Annotated in this window: 22 protein-coding genes; 18 read left to right on the forward strand and 4 right to left on the reverse strand. The window is 55.4% G+C overall.

Features of this window, described 5'->3' with window-relative positions; translation table 11 throughout:
* Positions 1-299 precede the first annotated feature (299 nt).
* The gene (locus PRJ_RS05720) at positions 300-2,408 is read left to right on the forward strand and encodes a molybdopterin-dependent oxidoreductase (protein WP_104960900.1); all 2,109 of its coding nucleotides are present in this window, start codon (positions 300-302) and stop codon (positions 2,406-2,408) included.
* Positions 2,409-2,499: 91 nt separating this feature from the next.
* Entirely contained in the window at positions 2,500-2,835 is a 336-nt protein-coding gene (gene grxD, locus PRJ_RS05725; protein WP_021781969.1) for a Grx4 family monothiol glutaredoxin, read from the forward strand.
* Between the two features lie 57 nt (positions 2,836-2,892).
* On the opposite strand, the gene bfr is transcribed toward grxD, so the two are convergent.
* On the reverse strand, positions 2,893-3,366 hold the full coding sequence (gene bfr, locus PRJ_RS05730; RefSeq protein WP_003254948.1) for a bacterioferritin: 474 nt from the start codon (positions 3,364-3,366) through the stop codon (positions 2,893-2,895).
* A gap of 329 nt (positions 3,367-3,695) precedes the next feature.
* Between bfr and PRJ_RS05735 the strand changes: the two genes are divergently transcribed.
* The 15 genes from PRJ_RS05735 (at position 3,696) to PRJ_RS05805 (ending at position 13,344) form a co-directional block, all read left to right on the forward strand.
* Complete coding sequence (locus tag PRJ_RS05735; RefSeq protein ID WP_104960901.1) at positions 3,696-4,961, forward strand: integrase family protein; 1,266 nt, start codon at positions 3,696-3,698, stop codon at positions 4,959-4,961.
* Positions 4,958-5,455 (forward strand): hypothetical protein, encoded by a 498-nt coding sequence (locus PRJ_RS05740; RefSeq protein WP_104960902.1) that lies wholly within the window; start codon positions 4,958-4,960, stop codon positions 5,453-5,455. Before PRJ_RS05735 ends, PRJ_RS05740 begins: the two co-directional genes overlap by 4 nt.
* 79 nt (positions 5,456-5,534) lie before the next feature.
* Complete coding sequence (locus PRJ_RS05745; protein WP_104960903.1) at positions 5,535-5,720, forward strand: helix-turn-helix domain-containing protein; 186 nt, start codon at positions 5,535-5,537, stop codon at positions 5,718-5,720.
* Positions 5,721-5,807: 87 nt separating this feature from the next.
* Positions 5,808-6,485, forward strand: a complete 678-nt coding sequence (locus tag PRJ_RS05750; RefSeq protein WP_104960904.1) for a hypothetical protein — start codon at positions 5,808-5,810, stop codon at positions 6,483-6,485.
* A 148-nt stretch (positions 6,486-6,633) separates the two neighbouring features.
* A complete protein-coding gene (locus PRJ_RS05755) occupies positions 6,634-8,067 on the forward strand; it encodes an AAA family ATPase (protein ID WP_104960905.1) in 1,434 nt (477 codons plus the stop codon).
* 262 nt (positions 8,068-8,329) lie between these two features.
* The gene (locus PRJ_RS05760; protein ID WP_104960906.1) at positions 8,330-8,623 is read left to right on the forward strand and encodes a hypothetical protein; all 294 of its coding nucleotides are present in this window, start codon (positions 8,330-8,332) and stop codon (positions 8,621-8,623) included.
* Between the two features lie 373 nt (positions 8,624-8,996).
* Positions 8,997-9,401 carry a hypothetical protein gene (locus PRJ_RS05765; RefSeq protein ID WP_158682545.1) on the forward strand — a complete coding sequence of 135 codons (405 nt, stop codon included), beginning with the start codon at positions 8,997-8,999 and terminating at the stop codon, positions 9,399-9,401.
* Between the two features lie 96 nt (positions 9,402-9,497).
* Positions 9,498-9,968 (forward strand): hypothetical protein, encoded by a 471-nt coding sequence (locus PRJ_RS05770; RefSeq protein WP_104960908.1) that lies wholly within the window; start codon positions 9,498-9,500, stop codon positions 9,966-9,968.
* Complete coding sequence (locus tag PRJ_RS05775; protein WP_104960909.1) at positions 9,965-10,447, forward strand: hypothetical protein; 483 nt, start codon at positions 9,965-9,967, stop codon at positions 10,445-10,447. The genes PRJ_RS05770 and PRJ_RS05775 overlap by 4 nt, the downstream gene beginning before the upstream one ends.
* A complete protein-coding gene (locus PRJ_RS05780) occupies positions 10,447-10,794 on the forward strand; it encodes a hypothetical protein (protein WP_104960910.1) in 348 nt (115 codons plus the stop codon). Before PRJ_RS05775 ends, PRJ_RS05780 begins: the two co-directional genes overlap by 1 nt.
* Entirely contained in the window at positions 10,787-11,755 is a 969-nt protein-coding gene (locus tag PRJ_RS05785; RefSeq protein ID WP_104960911.1) for a hypothetical protein, read from the forward strand. Before PRJ_RS05780 ends, PRJ_RS05785 begins: the two co-directional genes overlap by 8 nt.
* 86 nt (positions 11,756-11,841) lie before the next feature.
* Positions 11,842-12,030, forward strand: a complete 189-nt coding sequence (locus PRJ_RS05790) for a hypothetical protein (RefSeq protein ID WP_104960912.1) — start codon at positions 11,842-11,844, stop codon at positions 12,028-12,030.
* Entirely contained in the window at positions 12,027-12,482 is a 456-nt protein-coding gene (locus PRJ_RS05795) for a hypothetical protein (protein WP_104960913.1), read from the forward strand. Before PRJ_RS05790 ends, PRJ_RS05795 begins: the two co-directional genes overlap by 4 nt.
* A 3-nt stretch (positions 12,483-12,485) precedes the next feature.
* Complete coding sequence (locus PRJ_RS05800) at positions 12,486-12,665, forward strand: hypothetical protein (protein ID WP_104960914.1); 180 nt, start codon at positions 12,486-12,488, stop codon at positions 12,663-12,665.
* Positions 12,666-12,810: 145 nt separating this feature from the next.
* Positions 12,811-13,344 carry a hypothetical protein gene (locus tag PRJ_RS05805; protein WP_104960915.1) on the forward strand — a complete coding sequence of 178 codons (534 nt, stop codon included), beginning with the start codon at positions 12,811-12,813 and terminating at the stop codon, positions 13,342-13,344.
* A 3-nt stretch (positions 13,345-13,347) separates the two neighbouring features.
* Here PRJ_RS05805 and PRJ_RS05810 read toward each other — a convergent pair whose 3' ends face one another.
* The 3 genes from PRJ_RS05810 to PRJ_RS05820 form a co-directional block, all read right to left on the reverse strand.
* Positions 13,348-14,736 carry a HEPN domain-containing protein gene (locus tag PRJ_RS05810; protein WP_104960916.1) on the reverse strand — a complete coding sequence of 463 codons (1,389 nt, stop codon included), beginning with the start codon at positions 14,734-14,736 and terminating at the stop codon, positions 13,348-13,350.
* Between the two features lie 354 nt (positions 14,737-15,090).
* Positions 15,091-15,486 (reverse strand): hypothetical protein, encoded by a 396-nt coding sequence (locus PRJ_RS05815; protein WP_104960917.1) that lies wholly within the window; start codon positions 15,484-15,486, stop codon positions 15,091-15,093.
* 236 nt (positions 15,487-15,722) lie between these two features.
* Complete coding sequence (locus PRJ_RS05820) at positions 15,723-15,941, reverse strand: bacterioferritin-associated ferredoxin (RefSeq protein ID WP_003254947.1); 219 nt, start codon at positions 15,939-15,941, stop codon at positions 15,723-15,725.
* Positions 15,942-16,165: 224 nt separating this feature from the next.
* Between PRJ_RS05820 and PRJ_RS05830 the strand changes: the two genes are divergently transcribed.
* Positions 16,166-16,768, forward strand: a complete 603-nt coding sequence (locus tag PRJ_RS05830; protein ID WP_003254945.1) for a peroxiredoxin — start codon at positions 16,166-16,168, stop codon at positions 16,766-16,768.
* Positions 16,769-16,906: the final 138 nt, after the last annotated feature.

Raw genomic sequence — 16,906 nt, forward strand, 5'->3', positions numbered from 1 at the left:
TAAGCCGCACGGGGCGGACGAAATAGGGAAAGGCGCAATACTATAAGTAAATGTCGCCTGAAGCCAAGGGGGGAAAAGCGGGGTGATCGCAAAGGGTATTGCAAAGGGTGTCTTTACCCGTTGGCCCGTGCTGTTCTTTATTTGCTACAGACGGTTGTACACGGCTTGCTGGCAATTTGGCAAATGGCTGTCGTAAATCGTGCGCCTGATGTCGGTGGATTCACGCGGCGAAGCGCACTGGCCGCGGGGCGGGGGCGGGCGCATAGTCACTGTTCGACAACAACAAGGCAGAGGCGGCCATGACCAAGACCCTGCATCACCGTGCCTGTCACCTGTGCGAAGCGATCTGCGGGCTCAACATCGAAGTCAGCCATGAGGAGGACGGGCGGGCGCTGATCAGCTCGATCAAGGGCGACCCCCTGGACCCGTTCAGCCGTGGCCATGTCTGCCCCAAGGCCGTGGCGTTGCAGGACATCCAGAACGACCCGGACCGCCTGCGCCAGCCCCACAAGCGAGTCGGCGAGCATTGGCAGGCCATTGGCTGGGATGAGGCTTTCGCACTGGCTGCCGAAAAGCTGTGGGCGGTCCAGCAAGCCCATGGGCGCAATGCCGTGGCGGTCTACCAAGGCAACCCGAGTGTGCACAATTACGGCTTGATGACCCACAGCAACTACTTTCTGGGCCTGCTCAAGACCCGTAACCGTTTCTCTGCCACGTCCGTAGATCAGTTGCCCCAACACCTGGTCAGCCACTTGATGTATGGGCATGGGCTGCTGCTGCCGATTCCGGACATCGATCACACGGGGTTCATGCTGATTCTTGGCGGCAACCCGCTGGCCTCCAATGGCAGCATCATGACCGTCCCGGACGTGGAGAAGCGCCTTAAGGCCCTGCGGGCGCGTGGTGGGCGCCTGGTGGTGGTTGACCCGCGGCGTAGCGAAACGGCGGCAATGGCTGACCGCCATTTGTTCATACGCCCTGGTGGTGATGCAGCCCTGTTGTGCGGCTTGCTCAACACATTGTTCGAAGAAGGCCTGGCGCGGGGCTCGCACTTGCCGGTCAGCGGCCTGGAGCAGGTGCGCGAGGCCATTGCGCCGTTCAGTGCCGAGGCCATGAGCGCCCAATGTGGTATTGCTGCCGCGGACATTCGCCAGCTGGCACGCGACTTCGCTGCAGCCGGGCAGGCCGTGTGCTACGGCCGCATGGGTGTCTCGACCCAGGCATTCGGTACCCTTTGCCACTGGCTGGTGCAGCTTGTGAACCTGGTGACCGGCAACCTCGACCGTACAGGCGGCGCGTTGTGCACGGAGCCTGCCGTCGACCTGGTGGCAACCACCTCGGGCGGCCACTTCAACGCCTGGCAGAGCCGTGTGTCGGGTTTGCCCGAGTACGGCGGCGAGCTGCCGGTGGCTGCCCTGGCCGAGGAAATGCAAACACCGGGCGAAGGGCAGGTGCGTGCCCTGGTGACAGTTGCCGGCAACCCCGTGTTGTCCACGCCGAACGGCCGCCAGCTGGATGCGGCGCTGGAGGGGTTGGAGTTCATGCTCAGTATCGACCTCTACATCAACGAAACCACCCGCCATGCCGACCTGATCCTGCCCTCTACCTCCGCGCTGGAAAACGACCATTACGACAGCACCTTCAACCTGCTGGCAGTGCGCAATGTCACGCGCTTCAACAGGGCGATCCTGGCCAAGCCGGAGGGAGCACTGCATGACTGGGAGATCTTCGTCGGCCTGGCCCAGGCGTTTGCCAAGCGTGCCGAGTTGGCGTTGAAGCCGACCTGGTCGCCTGCGCAGATGATTGATCAAGCCCTGCGCAAAGGGCGTTACGGTGAAGCAACGCCTTGGCGCCTCTCCCTGGCAACCCTGGACGATCACCCGCACGGGCTTGACCTGGGGCCGTTACGCAGCAACCTCGCTGGTCGTCTGGCGACTGCCAGCAAGGCAGTCGAAGCTGCCCCCCAGGTTTTGCTGGACGACCTGCACCGCCTGGCGCAAATGACGCCCCCGGTGCCGGGCGAGCTGCTGCTGATCGGGCGGCGCCATGTGCGCAGCAACAACTCGTGGATGCACAACTTCCATCGTCTGGTGAAAGGCAAGCCACGGCATCAGTTGTTGATGCACCCGCAAGACTTGCAGCAGCGGCAACTGCAGGATGGCCAGCGCGTGCGCATACGTTCGCGTACCGGCTCCCTGGAGGTCGAGGTGCAGGCCTGCGAGGACATGATGCCCGGTGTGGTCAGCTTGCCCCATGGTTATGGTCATGGTCGTCAGGGCGTGCACATGCAGATCGCCCAGGCGCAACCCGGCGTGAGTGCCAATGACCTGACCGATGAGCGCTTTCGGGACCAGGTTTCCGGAAACGCTGCGCTCAATGGCGTACCCGTGCAGGTCGAGGCCGCTTGAGGAACGGCAAGGCCGAGCACAGCGCTCGGCTTTCCGATACAATGCGACACCGTGCCGACGACTGTGTCGGATAGTTCAGCCGAGGTGCTACATGGATATCATCGAAACGATCAAAGAGCAGATTGCCAACAACACCATTCTGCTTTACATGAAAGGCTCGCCGAATGCCCCGCAATGCGGCTTCTCTGCGCGTGCATCGCAGGCCGTGATGGGTTGTGGCGAAAAGTTCGCCTACGTCGACATCCTGCAGAACCCGGAAATTCGCGCCAACCTGCCAAAATACGCCAACTGGCCGACCTTCCCGCAATTGTGGGTAGCCGGTGAGCTGGTTGGCGGCAGCGACATCATGCTGGAAATGTTCGAGAACGGTGAGCTGCAAACCCTGATCAAGGAAGCGGCTGCCAAGGCCAAGGCTTCTGAAGCCTGATCTTCCGGCAAGCATGAAAAAACCCGCTGATCGCGGGTTTTTTCATGGGGCGAATATTTATTCTTCGCCCATCTGCGACTGCAGGTAGTTCTCGATACCGATCTTGTCGATCAGACCCAGTTGGGTTTCCAGCCAGTCGATGTGTTCTTCCTCGGACTCGAGGATATCTTCGAGCACGTCACGGGAGCCGAAGTCGCCAGCGGTTTCACAATGGGCGATGGCTGCCTTCAGGTCGACCAGGCCTTGCTGTTCGATCTTCAGATCGCACTCAAGCATTTCCTTGGTGTGCTCGCCGATCAACAGTTTGCCCAGGTCCTGAACGTTAGGAATACCTTCGAGGAACAAAATACGCTTGATCAGTTTGTCAGCGTGCTTCATTTCATCGATGGATTCTTTGTACTCGTGCTTGCCGAGTTTGTTCAGCCCCCAATCTTCGTACATGCGTGCGTGCAGGAAGTACTGGTTGATCGCGACCAGCTCGTTTCCGAGGATCTTGTTGAGATGCTGGATGACGCTTACGTCGCCTTTCATGTCGGGTTCCTGCCCTGTAGAAGTGTGTCAATCCACTGAAGTTTGAGCCCGATACTTAGGTGTGTCAAACCTAAGTTCTTGAATACTAAGTGAAAATTAATAGGAATAAGAATGTTTGTGAACCGCGTTGCACCGCTAACTTATTGAATTTCAGGCATAAAAAAACCGGACACCAGGTCCGAGGCCATGCTTTTTCGCCTAGATTCATGCGGTTTCATACTCCTTTACGGTCTAGTGTTTTCGGGGCTTCGGCGGCTCTATGGGGCTACGCTGAAATTATCCGGGTTACACCTGCTGCGTAACCCGAGCGTAACCCGTGGAGGCCCACGATGAGCAGCAACGTGAATTTCACTCAAGTAGCGCTAAATGGCCTGCCGCTTCCCGCGCCTGGGGAGCGTGCCGTTTATCATGATTTTGGTGGATCGCAGTCGGTTTCCGGGTTGGAGGTGCGCGTCACCAGCACCGGCGTCAAGACCTTCAGCGTTTTCAAACGGGTCGCGGGTGGAAAGCCTGAGCGCGTCACCATCGGCAAGTTTCCCGAGGTCTCGATTGACCAGGCGCGTCGGAAAGCTAAAGCGATCATCGCCGATCTGGCCGCCGGGGTAAGCCCAAGCGAAACCAAGCGCGAAGCTCGGGTGCAGGGTATGACCCTGGCTGAAGCCATGACCCGCTATATAGAAGAACAGACCCGCGAGGATAACGGCATGCACCTCAAGGCGCGCACCAGGTCCGACTACTTGGGCATGATCCAGCCGTCGCGGCAAACCGCGAAGGGCAAGGCGACCAAGGGCGGGCTGCTGCGCAAGCTGGCCAACAAGCCGATTCGCGCCATCGCCGCCTACGAGATAAAGGCCGTGAACGATGAAAACAAGGCGCAGCGCGGCGAACGCCAGGCGACCTATGCGATGCAGGTTTTGCGGGCGGTGCTGAACTTCTATGGCGTCAAGGTCAAGAACGGCCCGTTCGATAAGGGGACGCCAAAGGCCGAGCGGATCATGACCCCAAAGACGCAGGCCAGCGAGGATGCACCGGTGGAGGCGCTGCTGGAGAACCTTGGGGCGTTCTGGAGGGCGTTGGGCGCCGTGCAGACGCCCACGGGCGACTACCTGCGGTTCCTGCTGTTGACCGGCTGCCGCCCTGGCGAGCCGCTGCGCGTGCCGGTCGCTGACTGCAACATGGCAGCCGGGAAGGTACTGCTGCGCGATACCAAGACCCGCACCGATCACACGCTGTTGCTGTCACGGCAGGTGCTGGAAATCGTGCAACGGCAAGTTGAGGGCAGAGCACCGACCGAGCGCTTGTTTCCGATCACCAACGTCGAAGCGCACCAGCTGGCCCACGAACTGTCGGCCACTACCGGTTTAACCTTCACACCTAAAAACCTGCGCGCCACGTTCACGTCGATTGCCAGCGAGCTGGTTAGTGTCAACGTCTACAAACGAATAATGAATCGTGGGAAGAAAAGTGATACAGACGATAAACACTATATAAAAATTCTCGAAGCGCAGATGCGCGAAGGCTGGCAAAAGGTTGCCGACCATATAGAAGCCACGGCCGCCGATAATGTTATCCCGATAAAGGGGGCCGCATCATGAACCCATGGTTTGAGTCCCTGATACAGAAAGCCAAAGCGGGCGACGGGGTAGCTGCACGGGCTTTGGTCAGCGCCCTGGCCGAGTGCCTGGAGCGCGGTGAAGCCCCACCAGCAGTCTTGGCCGAATACTTCGCCCAAGCATTCCGGCAGATCGCGGCGGGGCGGCCAGCGGATGCGATGCTCAACACCGATGGAAAGAGCACTTTTAACCGGCGGGATTACGAAATCGCCAGGGAAGTCTGGACACTCAATCATCGTGCCGTAGACCGGCTGCCGCTACGGGATAACGGCGAAAAGACCGGCGCCTATAGTGCCGTAGGTGAAAAACACAAACTCGGTCCCGAGCGTATCCGTCAGATTTATAAAGACATGCGAACCCAGGTCGAAGCCGAGTTCTTCGACACCCCCAGCGAAGCACGCCCGCAGTTGGAAGTAGACATGCAGGTCGCTTTTGGTCAGCTCGCCGAAGCGCTCAAAAAGCAGGGTAGGAATTAGCAAAAGTCTACCCTGAAAATAAACATCACCCCGCTTAGTCTGGAGCTGTCACCAATCACCAGCCACAGCGGGGTTTGATATGAACGAAAAATATGCCACTGCGGACGCCGCTCTGTATCTCGGTTTGAAACCGGGTACTTTGCAAATCTGGCGCTGCACCAAGCATTCACCGGCGCCCGCCTATATCAAGATGGGCACGCGGATTTATTACCTGAAGAAAGACCTGGACGCCTTTATCGAGTCGCAGCGCGTCGAGGCGGTGTAATCATCCAATCCATGTTTCCACTAAATAACGAAGAATAGTGCGTGGACTCCCTGCGCCTATAAGAAAGAGCATTTTGAGGAAATAAAAATGAACATTCTTAAAGAAGCACTCTTGCAGTCTATCGGCAGCACGATTTATTACCGCAAGATGAAAGCGTCCAAACACCCTGACGATCCCCGCAACTTGGCGTGTGCTGTCGCGCTGGAGGGTGCGGCTGATGTCGTCAAGGCACTGCCGGACGACCATCCACTGTTCATTAAGCTGGAAAAGGTAAATGAGTTCGAATGTGACTGCTGGAACGAACGTGAAAATCAGTTCATTTCCCGCTGGGGTTTTTTCAACGCGGCAAGCTCGGCGAATTCCGGTTTCCGTTTTGTTGCAATGCTGGCCGAGTCGGCTGACGAATACCTGACCCAGCACAAACTGGAAAAAGTAGGCGAGAAGCTTTATGAGAAATTTGTTGATTATTTCAATGAGAATTTTATTGGTGAAGTCCACGGCGCTTTATGTGGGTTTTTCGAAGGAAAATTGACTGATGATTTCATGGTTGAATTGGCCGAACAATACAGGGATGAATCAGCCATGATGTTCGTTGGGGGATTGAGATATGAGATTTCGAGTGGAAAATTAGAAGCGGAGAGTTACATGGATAAAGCGGTTAGTGAGCATATGGAGCAGCACGCCGATAAAATTTTAGGTGAATGGGCTGACGAATTTATCAGCCAGATTGGCGATAAAGTCATGGACTGCGCAAGGGATGATTGAATAAAGAAAAACCGACCTGGAGTGGGGTGCAGGTCGGTTTAAGTTGGAGCGCATTAAGGAATGCACCAGTGCGACTGGGAACATCCAAGCAACACCGGGTGAGTCAAATATAACTCCCTCGGAGTGTTTCGGCAATGCGGGGAGTTATATGGACGGCTCTATAGAAGTACCTCTAATCCTTCACCCTGAAAGGGTTGATAGGGACGCCTTCTCCGACAAGTTGGCGGGTGGCTGGAAGATCGACGACTACGCCAATCTATCGAAGGGCAGGCCCACACCATGGATGCCCCCCAAGGCGACCAAGGACGACTTTAGTTACGCCTACGCGCAGACTCTGTATCGGCGCTTGCACTGCACGCTCGATGAGATTGCTCTCGGGCTGATGAACTACGAATACGGTAACTATGCGCGGCGTGATGAAGAACAATACGTCACCGATATCGTGCGCAAGGTGATCGCACTAAACGGAAGAGAGCCAGCCGCGCCCGCCGCTGGTGGCTGGCAGAACCTGACGCGGGAAGCGGGCAGGACGACCGACGACGACATGCACACGGTCGACCCGCCGTGGCCGCATGCGGCCGGGCCGTCGCGGCCAATGGGTAATTTGACCATCCTGGCCGGCCCTGGCGGTGTGGGGAAAAGTACCGAAGCGCTGCATCAAGGATTGTGCATTGCAACAGGCCTGAAATATCGCGGCATGGATACCATCAAAGGCATTTCCGTTTTCGTTTCGTGCGAAGACAGCCGGCGGATCATCAAGGCGCGCATGCAGGCGTGGCTGGCGAGAATACCCGGCGATATCCACCAGCGAGTTAAGGCCGACATCAAGGAAAACTTCTTTTTCTTCGGCAACGACGAAGTAGGTGGCATGCAGGTGACGATAAAAGAGTTCACCAAGTGCGCGCCAAGTCGCGACGCCATCGAGACACTGGTCAAGATTGGCGAGGGCGCTGTTTCGTTATTGGTCGAAACCGTCGCCATGATCAATGGTGGCGATGAAATGAACGCGGACTTGATGCAGGTGGCACTGGCGCTCAAGGAAATCGCCTTGCGTACCGGCGCCAATGTGCAGGGTATACACCACGTCACCAAAGAGTCGGTAGCGAAGTACCCCCCTACCCTTCAGTCATTGCGCGGCGGCGGTTCTTTAGGTGATGCGGCCCGTGGTGTCGTGATCATGGTTGAGCTGCCGGATAATCATTATTCGAAACTGCATATCACAAAGATCAAAGATGCCCCGGTGTTTGCCGTGTGGAACGTCAAGGCCAGCTACATGCCGACCCACGCACCGTTTTACCTGCGTCGCCTGCCAGGTCCGGTCTATGAGCTGGTGGAGGGTGACGAAGCCAGGGGGGTAGAGGCAGCACAGGGACGTTTGCTTGGTTATATGCGCAAACCTGAGAACGCGGATGGTTTGTCGTTACGCCAATTGGAAGATGCCTGCTCGAAATTCATGGTCGAGAAACGCGATATCAAGGGGGTGCTGGCTTCGCTGGAGGGTAAGGAGGTCATGTCCGTCAGCTCGAAAACCAAAGGTAGGTCCGGGCCGGAACACAGCGTTTGGATTCTAAATGAGAAATAATCTCGGGCTCAATCATCAAATGGATAAGGCGTGTGTGATTGCGCCAATACACCGACGCAATCGGTAAGGCTCTATATCAAAGGTTTCAGGTGGTTTTTTGAGTATTGCGCCAATTGAGCCCAAGGTTGGCGCAATCATGTACAGCTAAAGGCAGCGAGGCATTGCGCCGAGCGTAGGGTCCTTATAGGGCGCAATCTTTTGGCGCAATCTTTTGCCCGGTGAAAAAAGGCCAGAATGACGCGCCTATTTGGAGGAAATGGTAATGAAAGAGTTCCTGCTTGCGAGGCAGAGTCAGGTGGTGTCGGTGCTGAGCCCGGACGACGCCGAGCGGATGTTGACCAGTGGTGATTACCTGACGGTGGCACCGAGGCTCAAGCCCCATGGCAATGCCAAGCGTATGCGGCTTATGCGTCGGGAACGCTTGGCCGCTGGCTGGCTGTCGGTGAAGTTCTGGTTATCACCCGATGAGGCGGCGTTGGTGAAGGCCGCTAAGCGCTCTGGTGAAACATATGTACAGCTGTTGGTGCGCCTGATAAATGAGCGGGGTTTGTTATAACGAGAGTTGTGGTAGCAGGCACGCAATTAGAAAAACTGACGGACTCATTAATTGATCCCGGGTTCTAGAACCGCCCGCGCACTGCGAAAAGCGCCACTGAAAAAGGCAAAAAGCACCTAAAACGGATCATTGATCCGCTGTTTTTGCACGTAAAAGTACCGTTCTAGAGCGTCTGTGCTGTTTTGGGGTTACGAAAGGGTTACGGGAAGCGAACAAAGCACGGGTTTTCGGAAAACCGGCTCAGCCCCAGCAGAGCCAAAAAGAGCCCCGCCGTGAAGCGCAAGCACTACCCCTGTGGGTATGGGTGAAATAGACCAGAAACACGCCAGAGTCGCACGGGGCGGCCTGCTGGGGTTATATTTGAGGTGAAGCAATGAAAACGACTACGTTTGAGTCATCCGCACCCTACCAGCGCGCATTGGATTGGTCGGTGCCGAGCCAGTGGCAGCCGCAGCTGCGCCGTGACCTGGACGAATTGCAGCGGTTGCGTGCCACCCAGCCCATGCCCCAGTCACCTGCTCCTGACAAGACAGCCATGCAGGCACGCGCTCGCCACGCCGGTGCTACCAAGGTCGAGCGCAAGCACGATGCACTAGACGCCATGATCGAGAAGCACCGGCCTCAACTCGTGGCCTGGACTGGCAGCGACACCAGTCGCGCCTGCTGGCTGGCACGTCAGATAGCGATGGCAGCCGGCACCGATTGCGCGCTGAACATGGACGGTCGCCCTTCAGGCTGGCGCTCGGTGTATGAGTATCTCAAAACATTGTCGCTGTAACTTTACAACAACAATGTATCTGCACTCCCGGCATTAACATCGGCACTTCGCAGCGCTATACATAATTCCAACAAATACCAGTTGGAGTACCCGCAAGTGTCCAGATCCGATGTTGCGACCGAACGCCGCCAGCCCATAATCACCCTCGCACCGAAAGATGTTCGTCTGCGCGAATCAGCGGGTAACGAATTCCGCATTGTTGTCCCGGCAGGTGTTCCACTTGAGCGCTTGAGCGAGTCAAGCTTCTACGCTGTGGTAGCTCACCAGTTCAACCCGTTCGATGAACTTATCCTGATCGACGCTGGAAGAACTTATTGGGCTCGATACCTCGTACTTCAGGCAGGTCGCGGGTATTGCGAACTGCACCAACTGACCTTCGTCAAGCTGCCTGCCATGTTGTGTGCAGTAGGCGAACGACTCCCATCCAATCACCGCATCGTCTACACCGGCCCGGACACGCTGTGGTCTGCTGTTAGAAATAGCGATGGTGTTACCGTCATCGAGCGCGCCCAAACCCAGGAAGACTGTTTGGATCAGCTGTTACAACACGCGAGCCTGCGGCCATGAACGACGAAAGTATCAACCGCCACATCCAGGCTGTGGCAATTCAGTTCATCAGCTACCGTGGCGACATCCGTGCAATGGCCAGCTTTATAGCAGCGTCAATGGGTGACGCGGCGCCCGATATTGAACTACTGACCAACTACCTGCGCAAGCCGGAAATCCATGAGGAATTAATTAAGTGGGACGTTGGCATATGGCGAAACACCACCGGAGATTGGTCTCTGGTCTCGCTGGCTGCGCCATCCTCAATTGAGCAGATGCGCTATCGCTTGGAACACTTCCCCACGTCCAACACGCAATGTCGCTGGTGCCTACAAGATGCTAAGCGCTTGGCGCATATCGAGTTGATCCCCGAAAAAGATATACGCGGCGAGCCGGTGGACAACTCGTGGCTGCATAAATTCTGTATGCGACCGTGGCTGACCATGCGTAATCAGGTCGCGCGTGCGCAAACAGCACCTTCGAAGGAGAGCTTAATATAATGTCTGGCTCCAACATCGACAGCATGGTCGTCACGGCCATTAAAAACCTGATCCGTCGCAACAATGGCGAATTCCATGGATATTGGCCCGAGATTGCCGAGCGGATCGCCGGTGAAATCAACGGAATCCCGAGCGATTTTTACGTCAGCAAGTACGACGGGCATCTTCGGGAGATGGGGCTGAAGTATTTCTTCGAAGACCACCCCGACATTGTGTTTTTCCGTGGCCGGAATGGCGACCTCAACTTCGTTGATCGCAAACTGGTTTACACCGTGAGCGAGGTCACGGTGCACAGGGCGCCCGGCTGTGAGCCTGTGATTACCCGCCGTGAGGTGAATCATGCCTAACGACATTGATCTTTACGACGCTGGCGACATTCAGCCCTACGACCCTGGCCAGTCTGTGCTGGCGCCGCTGTCGCCATCGCCCGATACCTGGGGCCGCACTGATGTCGATGTGCTGACCCCTCGGGAAATCGCTTACCAAGGTCAAACTGGGCCGACCCTGTTTGGTGCCGCGCTCCCGCCTGGAACTACGTCACAGCAAATAAACGTTATCCTTGGCGAGTTGGGTGGCCTCTACATGGCCGAACTAGCGAAGCTGGGATATCCATCGCATCTGGTCCAGGCCGCGATAGCGTTCTTTACCGCCAACGCCACCAAGGCACCGACCAAGGTACAGCGGCAGCACAGTTTTGATCTGCGAGACTCGGCCGGCGATTGGCTGGCCGAGTCTTTCGGTAATCACCTTCAAGGTCTAAGCGGCACAATCAAGCAGCGCCAACAATTTCTCGACGCTTCGTTGCAGTGGCTGGCTCTGGCTAATAAAAAACTCGGTGCCACGCAAGCACAACAAAATGGCAATACCCCTGCGCAAGGACGCGCACCTTCTTCAGACCCGACAGCTCAATTGACTGACGCCCAATACGAGCGGTTGGTGAAACATAATGAGCAAGTGAAGGCTCAAACCATAAACAGGCTCGCGGCCAAGTACGGTGACCACGGTTATCAGCAGGTAATTGCACTTGCCCAGGCACAGCTTGAGCGTCTTCCTGCTGTCGACAGAAAACACTTCGATTGCTGGGCCGGTGACTTCCCATGGACTCATATGCTGTCAACATTTACGGCTATCGAAGGTCTTTACCGGCAGTCTATTGGTGCAATTCCGAACGATGGCGCCAGTATTGCGCAGGAGTTAGCTGCCTTTGACAGTATGTTACGAGTCCCGAGCGAGCGAGCCAAGTACCAGCGTGACCCGCAGATGCAGGCTCGATACCGGGAACTTATCCGTATGCGTGATGGTGGATAAATCTAAGGAAGTCAGAAAAATCGATAGCCTTGCCCGTGAAAGAGCGAAGTGGTTGAAACGGCAGAAACGTAAGGGGAGTAAATAAAATGGCCGATTATGTGTTCCACGGCAATGAACTGTTTCTGGCCGCCGAGGCAGCCGTCACACGACTCGAACTGCGCGGCGATCAGCCTGTTTTATTGGCCAAGTTGAAAGACATGGTGAAACTGAACAGCTGGCACGGCGGCGAACAGTTGAAGGTTAAAAAACTCCTGCGCCAGGAGGCTGAACTATGACGCCCAAGATGCAACTTATGGCCCGGCAGTTAAGTCGGCGCGAACAACAAGCCCCGACACCGGTGGAAAGCCACGGTGTCGGCTCCGCCATCGAAGCCATGATTGAGCAGGCGGTGGAAGAGCGGGTACAAGCTGCCCTTGCAGAACAGCGCAGGCAGCTGGAAATCAGCCGACCGCAGCCGACCTATACCAGCTTCGAGCAGATTCCAGCGACACCCAAGACGCGGGCGCCCAAGGCCATAGAGGCCACCATCCAGCGCGACGGCGCCGGGCTGGCCAGGTCGGTGACGATCAACGGTGTGCGTTACCTGGCACAGCGAGACGCGGCAGGCCAGCTGGTGCGCATGGTGTCAGAAGACCAAGCGAGCGAGGTTCGCTATGACGGCCAGCCTGTGCCACCGGCCAAGCTGAACCGCCCCCGCAAGCTGTATGGCAACGATCCCGAGGTGTGAGCCATGGCTACCGTGACCTTCACCGATGACCCGGTGGCAGAAGCCCGCGCCCTGGCCACCACACTCAACCTGTGGCTGGCCGAACAGCCACGGCCCGAAGCAGCGCCCCCGGCCACTGTACGCTTTGCCTACACCGAGGACGGTCACCTCAAGGCCGTGACCGTGACCTTGGGGGATGACTGACATGGCCAGAGGTAGACCGCCAGGACAGCCGAAAACAGGCGGTCGGCTTCGCAAGTCCCTAGACAAGGGCGAAAGGCAGTTGGTTAGTGCCGAGCTTGCTGGGTCAATTCTGACGACATTCGAGCGCCTTGGTGGCGTGGATGACATGCTGTCATGGGCAACTGCCAACAGAACTGTTTTTTACACCCAGGTACTCAGTCGCCTGTTCCCGGCTCCACAGCGTGGGGACGACCATCCTGATGTGCAGGTCAACACTCAAGTCAACATCGGCAATATGTCCGACTTCGAAGCGGCCCAACGGATCGCCTTTGCCCTGGCCAAGGCAGCCCATGAACAAGAACAGGCCCTCCCTGTGATCGAAGCCGAGCGTGTAACAGCCGAACCTGCCTTCGATCCCCACGTCTGGACACCGCCCGTTGACGAGCCGGACATGAAAGATCCTGGCCAGTTGCCCGAGGCCCACGACCTAGCCTATACCCGATGGGTCGAGGAACTGCCCTTGACCGATGAGCAGCGCCGTGATGCCGCTGTGGTGCGCGAAACGGTGGAGCGCGACATCAGCAACTACCGAGGATCGAGCGCCGAGCAGTGCGACGCCCCGGCCCGACCATCATCGTGCCAGCCATCCCCCGGTGAACGGTGCCGAGCACTGAGCCGTCGCGGGCGTGATTTGCTTTGAGGCTTAAATTTCTTTTAGCTTCTTATTTAGTGGGTGAGAATTTTTAACCACCCCATTTATTTCTTCATCAGTAAAACCGATAACCTTGAGGAAGTGCAAGCTGAATATGGCTTCCATTTTTTGACACAGAACCCAAAGATCTCTCCCAGTAGCAGCTTCTTCTTTCAAATTCTCACTGTAGTGCGTTAGATAATTTCTAGTGTCTACTATTTTTCTTAAAATTTTGGTTCTTTGATCTCTCTTTCCTAGGTGATTTTTGAATGGCTCAACAATCCGTTTCAGTCGCTTTCCCAAGTTAATCTCATTCCCATGCATCAATCTACCACTTAACCAGCCGACATGCTCACCTGGACAGTCCTTGATAATTCCTGCAACTAGGGCTTCAAAATCTCCTGGTTCCATCAGTGTTTCGCTGCTGGTCCGTCGATGGTAAGTTTCGAGCCCCTGAGCCAAGGCTAGAAATTTACCATCAAGATACTTCTGAGACCCTGTTTTAGTCGAGAAGTACAAATTCAGTGCGGGGGCTAAATACTCATAAGCATTTATCCAGTTATTGAAAACTTGTTGAGCGTCAGCTCTGATGACTCCAAAACTGAAAAGCATTTCATGCCAATTTTTTTTAGGCGCCTTTTCTGAAAACGGAATACTTTTATAATATATTGAAATCGGAACTCGGTAAATTTTACCATTCCCCCCATCGCTCTGGATCTCAGGTGAAGTCGCCGAAACATTTTTTAATGTGACTACTTCATCCATCGCAAAACACATCAAGTTGGTTATCTTGAAGGCAGTGGAGATGAATTCTTTAATGTCTCGTAATGCTTCTGATTTGAGATTAAAGTAAGCCCGCTGGGTGATCTTGGCTTCTGTGATGTTCGGAAAACCCGGAGGGGTATATGCGAAACAAATTTCAAGACTCATACCATTATCTAGCAGGAGAACTGTTCTCTCTGGCCTAGCATAACTAATAGTCGCCGTATTATTTTCCCAGTCATGATCTACGCTTATACCGCTAATGTTAACCCAGCTGTCTAAGCAATCAACTGAAAATGCAAAGGAATCGAAAGTTACGGCCTCATCCTTTTCCCAAGCTGCACCACTGTATACTCTATTAACAAGAATTCTCGACTTTGATATCCCGCCAAATGCAAGGTTTTTTTGAATGTAAAAACAGTCATCCAGAGTCACTAATCCATCTTTTTCTACATGACCGATTATTCGACCCAAGTCGTCTTTCTCGCCTAGCACATCCATTTCGTCATTGAAGTGACCGACAATCTCTAGCTCAATATCTCCGCCATCGACAATTGACAAAACTCCAGGAATCTTTCTTTCTTCCTTTCCAGGTAGCCAGAAATATCCTGTTTTTTTATATTCTTCTTCAATTCTCATGCGAGGTCCTTTTCAGATTATAAACTATAAATAAATACCAAAGGATGACTGCAACATTCATCTTGACGGATGAGATAAGGCATTAATGATGGCGAGACTGTTTGAGATATGGATGGTTGGATGTTGAGAACTGGGGATCCCCACACCATCACTCAGCTTCGTTGGTTTATGTTTTTGGGCCTTGAATAGAGCTAACACTCCTGAGAGCAGTTAAAACCTTCACGATTATTGTTTTATATAAAGCTTACTATTGGTCGGGACGGAGGTGCCCAACAGTTGCTACACAGCGTCACCCACGACGTTTCCCTACTAGAAACGACAAGGATTTGCTGAGCGACCGATTCGAATAGCGCCTTAATCAGCGAAACGATAGTCACGACCTTGCATTGCTTCCAGCGACGAAAGCGTTACGTTGAATCGCTTGAATAGAGAGAAGAAATCAACCAGTGGCATTTCCACAGAAACACGACGTACATCAACTGGCTCATCAGCCGGGAGCGCAGTGATATGTCCTACAACGGTGTCGTAGCCTTTAGCTTCAAAAACTAGGAAGGTGACATAAACGGGGTCGCGATGGACGCCGTGATTTTCACCAACGGAGAAGTCGATGCCGACCAGGAATTCATGGTCAGCCATGTGACCGTTTTGGCGAAGCCACTCTTCAGGCCCCCTACGGTCGGCCCGGTCAGCTGCGCTGCCCCCCTTGAAGTCACTGTATTGGGTTGCAGCTCGTAAAGTATCAAGCGCCATCTCAATATCCTTTTGTGTTGATTGTCGAACCGCACCGACTCTAACAGAGCTGCCCAGTCTGGAACACCCAGTGAAAGGGGTAAAACGCCCCGACAGGCGGCAGCGTGACCCCGACGTAACCCCGGCCAGAAACGACAAAGGCCTACATCGCTGTAGGCCTTTGTTTTGTATCAAATTCTTGACTGTTTCGGGCTTGGAATACGCGGACACCAGGTCCGGTTCTTGAAATTCTGGGTTCAGGCAGCGGTAAATTCGACGGGGTAGGGCAGGGCTGCCTGGCTGACCTGAAGCTCGGTCAGGGTCTCGCGGACCACCTGCTTGGCCACGCAGGCGCATTTCCCACACTGGCTGGCGACATTGGTGGCGGCTCGCACTTCCTTGTAACTGCAGCATCCTTCATAGATCGCATCGCGGATCTGTCCGTCGGTAACGCCGACACAAAGACACACATACATAAGGGCTGACCATCGCTGGTTGGGTCGATGGGTTGGAGCTTAATGGTAATGAGAATGCTTGTCAAAGATCTTTCTGAGAGGGCTGTGCTTGAGCGACCGGTGGTCGCTTTGTCGACGGAGTCGGCCTGTCACGAGAAGCCGTGTATGATGGTCGGCCTTTGTTGGATGTCGGGCAAGCTCGTCTGGCCCGGCAAACGGTTTTTCACCCTCATCAGGAGATTACAATGAGCGTACTCGTTGGTAAGAAAGCCCCCGATTTCACCGTTCCGGCCGTGCTGGGCAATGGCGAGATCGTCGATAGCTTCAACCTGGCCTCGGCCATCAAGGGCAAGTACGGCCTGGTGTTCTTCTACCCGCTGGACTTCACCTTCGTCTGCCCGTCCGAGCTGATCGCCCTGGACAACCGCATCCCTGACTTCCAGGCGCGCAACGTGGAAGTGATCGGCGTGTCGATCGACTCGCACTTCACCCACAACGCCTGGCGTAACACCCCGGTCAACAACGGCGGCATCGGTCAGGTGAAGTACACCCTGGCTGCCGACATGACCCACGAAATCTGCAAAGCCTACGACGTCGAGTCCGAAGGCGGCGTGGCCTTCCGTGGTGCCTTCCTGATCGATACCAACGGTGTTGTCCGTTCGCAGATCGTCAACGACCTGCCACTGGGTCGTAACATGGACGAGCTGCTGCGTCTGGTTGACGCTCTGCAGTTCCACGAAGAGCACGGCGAAGTGTGCCCTGCCAACTGGAAAAAAGGCGACAAGGGCATGAACGCTTCGCCTGAAGGCGTTGCTGCCTACCTGAGCGAGAACGCTGGCAAGCTGTAATTGCTGCGTGCATGAAAAAACCGGCCTTCGTGGCCGGTTTTTTTTGCCTTCCTGTGCCGGCCTCTTCGCTGGCGCGCCCGCTCCCACAGATTCTCTGCATGCCTGAAGGCAAAGGTGAACCTGTGGGAGCGGGCGTGC

This window comes from Pseudomonas sp. XWY-1 (assembly GCF_002953115.1).
Taxonomy (GTDB): Bacteria; Pseudomonadota; Gammaproteobacteria; order Pseudomonadales; family Pseudomonadaceae; genus Aquipseudomonas; species Aquipseudomonas alloputida.

What these genes read in the sequence shown, in the direction of transcription:
- PRJ_RS05720 (WP_104960900.1), top strand. Translation starts at nt 300, where the DNA reads ATGACCAAGACCCTGCATCACCGTGCCTGTCACCTGTGCGAAGCGATC.
- grxD (WP_021781969.1), top strand. Translation starts at nt 2,500, where the DNA reads ATGGATATCATCGAAACGATCAAAGAGCAGATTGCCAACAACACCATT.
- bfr (WP_003254948.1), bottom strand. Translation starts at nt 3,366, where the DNA reads ATGAAAGGCGACGTAAGCGTCATCCAGCATCTCAACAAGATCCTCGGA.
- PRJ_RS05735 (WP_104960901.1), top strand. Translation starts at nt 3,696, where the DNA reads ATGAGCAGCAACGTGAATTTCACTCAAGTAGCGCTAAATGGCCTGCCG.
- PRJ_RS05740 (WP_104960902.1), top strand. Translation starts at nt 4,958, where the DNA reads ATGAACCCATGGTTTGAGTCCCTGATACAGAAAGCCAAAGCGGGCGAC.
- PRJ_RS05745 (WP_104960903.1), top strand. Translation starts at nt 5,535, where the DNA reads ATGAACGAAAAATATGCCACTGCGGACGCCGCTCTGTATCTCGGTTTG.
- PRJ_RS05750 (WP_104960904.1), top strand. Translation starts at nt 5,808, where the DNA reads ATGAACATTCTTAAAGAAGCACTCTTGCAGTCTATCGGCAGCACGATT.
- PRJ_RS05755 (WP_104960905.1), top strand. Translation starts at nt 6,634, where the DNA reads ATGGACGGCTCTATAGAAGTACCTCTAATCCTTCACCCTGAAAGGGTT.
- PRJ_RS05760 (WP_104960906.1), top strand. Translation starts at nt 8,330, where the DNA reads ATGAAAGAGTTCCTGCTTGCGAGGCAGAGTCAGGTGGTGTCGGTGCTG.
- PRJ_RS05765 (WP_158682545.1), top strand. Translation starts at nt 8,997, where the DNA reads ATGAAAACGACTACGTTTGAGTCATCCGCACCCTACCAGCGCGCATTG.
- PRJ_RS05775 (WP_104960909.1), top strand. Translation starts at nt 9,965, where the DNA reads ATGAACGACGAAAGTATCAACCGCCACATCCAGGCTGTGGCAATTCAG.
- PRJ_RS05780 (WP_104960910.1), top strand. Translation starts at nt 10,447, where the DNA reads ATGTCTGGCTCCAACATCGACAGCATGGTCGTCACGGCCATTAAAAAC.
- PRJ_RS05785 (WP_104960911.1), top strand. Translation starts at nt 10,787, where the DNA reads ATGCCTAACGACATTGATCTTTACGACGCTGGCGACATTCAGCCCTAC.
- PRJ_RS05790 (WP_104960912.1), top strand. Translation starts at nt 11,842, where the DNA reads ATGGCCGATTATGTGTTCCACGGCAATGAACTGTTTCTGGCCGCCGAG.
- PRJ_RS05795 (WP_104960913.1), top strand. Translation starts at nt 12,027, where the DNA reads ATGACGCCCAAGATGCAACTTATGGCCCGGCAGTTAAGTCGGCGCGAA.
- PRJ_RS05800 (WP_104960914.1), top strand. Translation starts at nt 12,486, where the DNA reads ATGGCTACCGTGACCTTCACCGATGACCCGGTGGCAGAAGCCCGCGCC.
- PRJ_RS05805 (WP_104960915.1), top strand. Translation starts at nt 12,811, where the DNA reads ATGCTGTCATGGGCAACTGCCAACAGAACTGTTTTTTACACCCAGGTA.
- PRJ_RS05810 (WP_104960916.1), bottom strand. Translation starts at nt 14,736, where the DNA reads ATGAGAATTGAAGAAGAATATAAAAAAACAGGATATTTCTGGCTACCT.
- PRJ_RS05815 (WP_104960917.1), bottom strand. Translation starts at nt 15,486, where the DNA reads ATGGCGCTTGATACTTTACGAGCTGCAACCCAATACAGTGACTTCAAG.
- PRJ_RS05820 (WP_003254947.1), bottom strand. Translation starts at nt 15,941, where the DNA reads ATGTATGTGTGTCTTTGTGTCGGCGTTACCGACGGACAGATCCGCGAT.
- PRJ_RS05830 (WP_003254945.1), top strand. Translation starts at nt 16,166, where the DNA reads ATGAGCGTACTCGTTGGTAAGAAAGCCCCCGATTTCACCGTTCCGGCC.